The 4,621-nt window shown below is 64.5% G+C and carries 4 protein-coding genes; 3 read left to right on the top strand and 1 reads right to left on the bottom strand.

The annotated features are described in order from the left end of the window. Positions 1–581, top strand: a 581-nt coding sequence (locus EN984_RS23435; protein WP_127383972.1) for an MsnO8 family LLM class oxidoreductase, incomplete at its 5' end; no start/stop codon positions are given. Between the two features lie 32 nt (positions 582–613). Here the strand turns inward: EN984_RS23435 and EN984_RS23430 are convergent. Continuing rightward, positions 614–1,633, bottom strand: coding sequence for a LacI family DNA-binding transcriptional regulator (locus EN984_RS23430; RefSeq protein ID WP_127267670.1), 1,020 nt, complete (start codon positions 1,631–1,633; stop codon positions 614–616). Positions 1,634–1,853: 220 nt separating this feature from the next. Here EN984_RS23430 and EN984_RS23425 point away from each other — a divergent pair, with 220 nt between their 5' ends. Together EN984_RS23425 and EN984_RS23420 are read left to right on the top strand one after the other, a co-directional pair. After that, entirely contained in the window at positions 1,854–3,437 is a 1,584-nt protein-coding gene (locus EN984_RS23425; protein ID WP_127267671.1) for a sugar ABC transporter ATP-binding protein, read from the top strand. Beyond that, positions 3,434–4,621, top strand: a 1,188-nt coding sequence (locus EN984_RS23420; protein ID WP_164765599.1) for an ABC transporter permease, incomplete at its 3' end; no start/stop codon positions are given. The genes EN984_RS23425 and EN984_RS23420, both read left to right, overlap by 4 nt.

Here is a 4,621-nt window from a genome sequence, read left to right as displayed (position 1 = left end):
ATTTCCAGCCGGCCGAGGAAGGCCAGCGAATTCGCGCCGTGCCCGGCGAAGGCCAGGACGTGCCGGTCTGGATCCTCGGCTCCAGCCTCTACGGCGCGCAGCTCGCCGCCATGCTCGGCCTGCCCTACGCCTTCGCTTCGCATTTCGCGCCGGCGGAGCTGGATCACGCGCTGGATGTCTACCGCTCGCGCTTCCAGCCGTCCGAGCAGCTCGACAAGCCGCATGTCATGCTTGGCCTCAATGTCTTCGCCGCGCCCACCGATGCGGAGGCCCGTTTGTTGTTCACCTCGCTGCAACAGGCTTTCGTCAATCTGCGCACCGGTCGGGCCGGCCGGCTGCCGCCACCTGTCGAGAACTATGACCGCGATCTCGATCCGATGGCAAAGACAATGCTCGGCCAGGCATTGTCCTGCGCCGTCGTCGGCTCCCCGGAAACGGTGCGGCAAGGCCTCGATGCCTTCGTGCGCCGCACCGGTGCCGACGAACTGATGGTCACTGCGCAGATGTTTGATCATGCGGCGCGGGTGCGGTCGTTCGAAATCCTGGCCGAGGCGCACAAATCCCTTTCGCAGGCGGCCTGACAGGCCCTGCTACGACTTACGCCGGGGGAAGGCTACGCGCTCACGCTCTGCGCAATCGCGCCGAGCGGACGGCATGAATTGCGGATCATCAGCCTGCCCTTGAGCAAAAGCTTGCGCGGCGGCGCGTCCCTGTTGCCGGCGAGACGATCGAGAAGCAGATTGGCCGCCTGTTCGCCGATCGCCTGCACGGGCTGGGCCACCGTGGTCAACTGCGGCTGGAACACGTCGGACCATGGAAAGTCGTCGAAGCAGGCGACCGAAATATCTTCCGGGCAGGACAGGCCGATGTCGCGGATCGCCTTCATGGTGCCGATCACCATCGGATTGTTGGCCGAGAAGATCGCGCTTGGCCGATCATGCGAGGAAAGCATCTGCATGGTTTCGTTATAGCCGTCGATCTCGTGGAAATTGCCGAAGCGGATCAACTCCTCGGCGATCGGCAGGCCGGCGGCGTGAAGCGCCTCGCGATATCCCGCCATGCGGTCATGCATCGGCGAGATGTCCGAGGTGCCGGTGATGTAACCGATGCGCCGGTGGCCGAGATTGATCAGATAGGTGATGGCGTCGAACACCGCGCGCTGGTTGTCCAGCACCACGGCATCGGTGTCGATGCCTTTGCAGATACGATCGAGCAGCACGACCGGCACGTTGGCGTCGTCGACGATCCGCTTGAGGATCGCGCCGTCGCCGACGCGCGCCACGATCAGCCCGTCGACCATGCGGTCGAGCAGCAACCTGATCTGGTCGTCCTGGGTGTTCAAATCCTCGTCCGTGCAGCACAGCATGACGGCATAGCCGGCCCGGTCGAAGGCCTGCTGGATGACCGAGACGACATCGGTGAAGAACGGGTTGGTGATGTGCGGCACGGTCAGTCCGATGGTGCGGGTCGTGCCCATCTTCAGGCTGCGGGCGATCGCGTTGCGCTTGTAGCCGATATCGCGGATTGCCTGCTCGATGCGCTGGCTAAGCTCCGGGCTGACCGTCGCCGTGCCATTGATCAGCGCCGAAACGGTGGCGACAGAAACACGCGCCGCTTCAGCCACATGAAGCATGGTGGGCGCGGTGGATTTGCGGTGTCTTTTTTGCCCTGACGCTGTCATTTTCGAAACGTTTCGCCACTCTTGCTGGCCAATACGTACGGAATCCTGTCCTTTTTAGCAAGAATCGAATTGCACCAAACGTCCGGCACCTTATATCGGCTTGACATGATCGAAACGTTTAGATTAGCGTTTGCGGGAAGTTGACGACGACGGAAGGGAGGCCGCCATTGTCATGCAAGAGAGCAATTGCCTGTCCCCGGAGCACGGTGCGGCCGATCGGTCGCACATCGTTCTGAGTGCCGAGCGCATTTCCAAGAGCTTCGGCGGCATCGCCGCGCTTGTCGATGTCGGCTTTGAGCTGCGTCGCGGCGAGGTTCATGCCTTGATGGGCGAGAACGGCGCCGGCAAGTCGACGCTGATGAAAATCCTCTCCGGCGTCTATACCGGTTATGACGGCACGGTGAGCGTCGATGGCCGCCCCACCAGCTTCGCCGGCGTGCGCGACGCCGAGGATGCCGGCATCGCCATCATTCATCAGGAGCTCAACCTGGTGCCCGAGCTCAGCGTCGCCGACAACATCTTCCTCGGCCGCGAGAAGCTGATCGCCGGGCTGATCGTCGACCGCAAGGCGAGCAGCCGCGCGGCAGGTGCTTTGTTGCAGCGGCTCGGCATCGAACTCGATCCGCAAGCCCGCGTCGGCGCCCTGCGTGTCGGCGAGCAGCAACTGGTCGAGATCGCCAAGGCTCTGTCGATGTCGGCACGCATCCTGATCATGGACGAGCCGACCTCGGCGCTTTCGCCGGCCGAATGCCAGCGGCTGTTCCGCATCATCCGCCAGCTTGCCGACAGCGGCGTCGCCATCGTCTACATCTCGCACCGCATCGACGAGGTCATGCATCTGGCCGGCCGCGTCACCGTGTTTCGCGACGGCCGCCATGTGCTGACCGAGCCGATGGCCAGGCTCGACGAAGATACGATCATTTCGGCGATGGTCGGCCGCAACCTGCTCGCTTCCTCCGAGGAAGAGCGCAACACCAGCGGCATGACCGTGCTTTCGGTCGAAAACCTGTCGCTGTCGAAGCCCGATGCGCATGGTTGGCGCACGGTGATCGACGGCGTCGGCTTCGATCTTGCCGCCGGAGAAATCCTCGGCATTGGCGGGCTGCTGGGTTCGGGCCGCACCGAGATCCTGGAAGCGATCTTCGGCTCGAGCAATGGCCGCACCGGCGGCGAAATCCGTATTGACGGCCATCCCGTGGACATCCGTTCGCCGCGCGATGCGAGGCGGCTGGGCATTGCGCTGGTGACCGAGGACCGCAAGACGCAAGGGCTGCATCTGCAGGCTTCGATCGCGGACAATGTCGCCCTGCCGCTGGTCGGCTCGCTGGCCCGCTTCGGCATCCGCTCGCTGGCCGGCGAGCAGGGGCTGGCGCGGCAGGCGGTCAAGGCCCTCGGCATCCGCTGCCGGGACATCGACCAGCCCGCCGGTACGCTGTCGGGCGGCAACCAGCAGAAGGTTGTCATCGGCAAATGGCTGGCGACGAAGCCGAGGGTGCTGTTGCTCGACGAGCCGACGCGCGGCATCGATGTCGGCGCCAAACGCGAGATCTACGACCTGATCTTCAAGCTGGCGCGCGACGGTCTCGCCATCGCCGTCATCAGCTCCGAACTGCCGGAGCTGCTGCACCTCTCCGACCGCATCCTGGTGATGGCCGATGGCCGCCAGACAGGCATTCTTTCCCGCGACGCGGCCAGTGAGGAGGCCATCATGCGCCTCGCCGCCCCGCGCCGGACCATATCGAGACCAGCCGCATGACCGTTTTGAAACTCCTGTCCCGGACCAAGCTCTATTGGGGCCTGATCGCCATCTTCCTGATCGGTGTCCTGGGCTCGCCGATGAGCTCGAAGGGCAACAACATCTTCCTCTCCTACGGCAATCTGCTCGATGTGCTGCGCCAGGTGTCGACCACCGGCCTGATCGCCACTGGCATGACGGCTGTCATCATCACCGGCGGCATCGATCTCTCCGTCGGCTCGCTAATGGCCATCTGCTCGGTGGTCTGCGCCATGCTGCTGACGGTTCCAGGCGTGACGCCGGGCGTCGTGCTGGGCGTGCCAACCGTCGCCCTGGTGGCGCTTTGCCTCGGTTTCGTCGTCGCCCGTTTCATTTTCCAGAACCTGGCAAAATCCCGTGCCGGCGCCGACCTCCTCCGTGAGATCAAGCTGGACGGGATTCGCGGCCTGGTCACGCCCGCCGTCGTCGGCGTGGTCCTGTGCTGCCTGTCGCTGTGGTTTCTGCTGCCGCAGATCGAGCCGAAATTCGGTGTGCTCGGCGTGCTGCTGGTGGCGCCGTGCGTTGGTTTGCTGTTCGGCGCGCTCAACGGCTTCATCATCGTTGCCGGGCGCCTGCAGCCCTTCATCGTCACCCTGGCGATGATGGTGACGGCGCTCGGCATCGCACGGCTGACCGCCGGCCAGAACAATGCGGTGCTGCCGGTCTATACCGGCTCCAACGCGACCGCCGATTTCGAGATCCTGCGCTCGCTGGTGTTCGGCATCATCCCGATGCCGGGCCTGTTCTTCCTCAGCGCCATCCTGATCTATGGCGCGGTGCTGCGCTTCACGCCGTTCGGCCGCTATGTCTATGCCATCGGCGGCAACGAGGAGGCGGCGCGCCTCTCCGGCATCGCCGCCGGCCGCGTCAAGATCGCAACCTATGCCGTCTCGGGGCTGCTCGCCGGCATCGCCGCCGTGCTCTATGTCGCACAGTACCGGCAAGGCAAGCCGGATGCCGGCGCCGGGCTGGAGCTCGACGCCATCGCCGCCGTGGTCATCGGCGGCACCAGCCTGATGGGCGGGCGCGGCAGCCTCACCGGCACGTTCTGCGGCGTGCTGATCTTCGGTCTGCTCTCCAACATCCTGCAGCTCCACAACATCAATTCGAACCTTCAGCTGGTGCTGAAGGGGATGATCATCATCGGCACCGTGCTCGTGCAGGAG

Origin of the sequence: Mesorhizobium sp. M7A.F.Ca.CA.004.12.1.1 (assembly GCF_003997835.1) — a bacterium.
GTDB lineage: Bacteria > Pseudomonadota > Alphaproteobacteria > Rhizobiales > Rhizobiaceae > Mesorhizobium.
The sequence above is the reverse complement of the archived record's forward strand: the minus strand, read 5'-3'. Positions and strand labels throughout refer to the sequence as shown.

What these genes read in the sequence shown, in the direction of transcription:
- EN984_RS23430 (WP_127267670.1), bottom strand. Translation starts at nt 1,633, where the DNA reads ATGCTTCATGTGGCTGAAGCGGCGCGTGTTTCTGTCGCCACCGTTTCG.
- EN984_RS23425 (WP_127267671.1), top strand. Translation starts at nt 1,854, where the DNA reads ATGCAAGAGAGCAATTGCCTGTCCCCGGAGCACGGTGCGGCCGATCGG.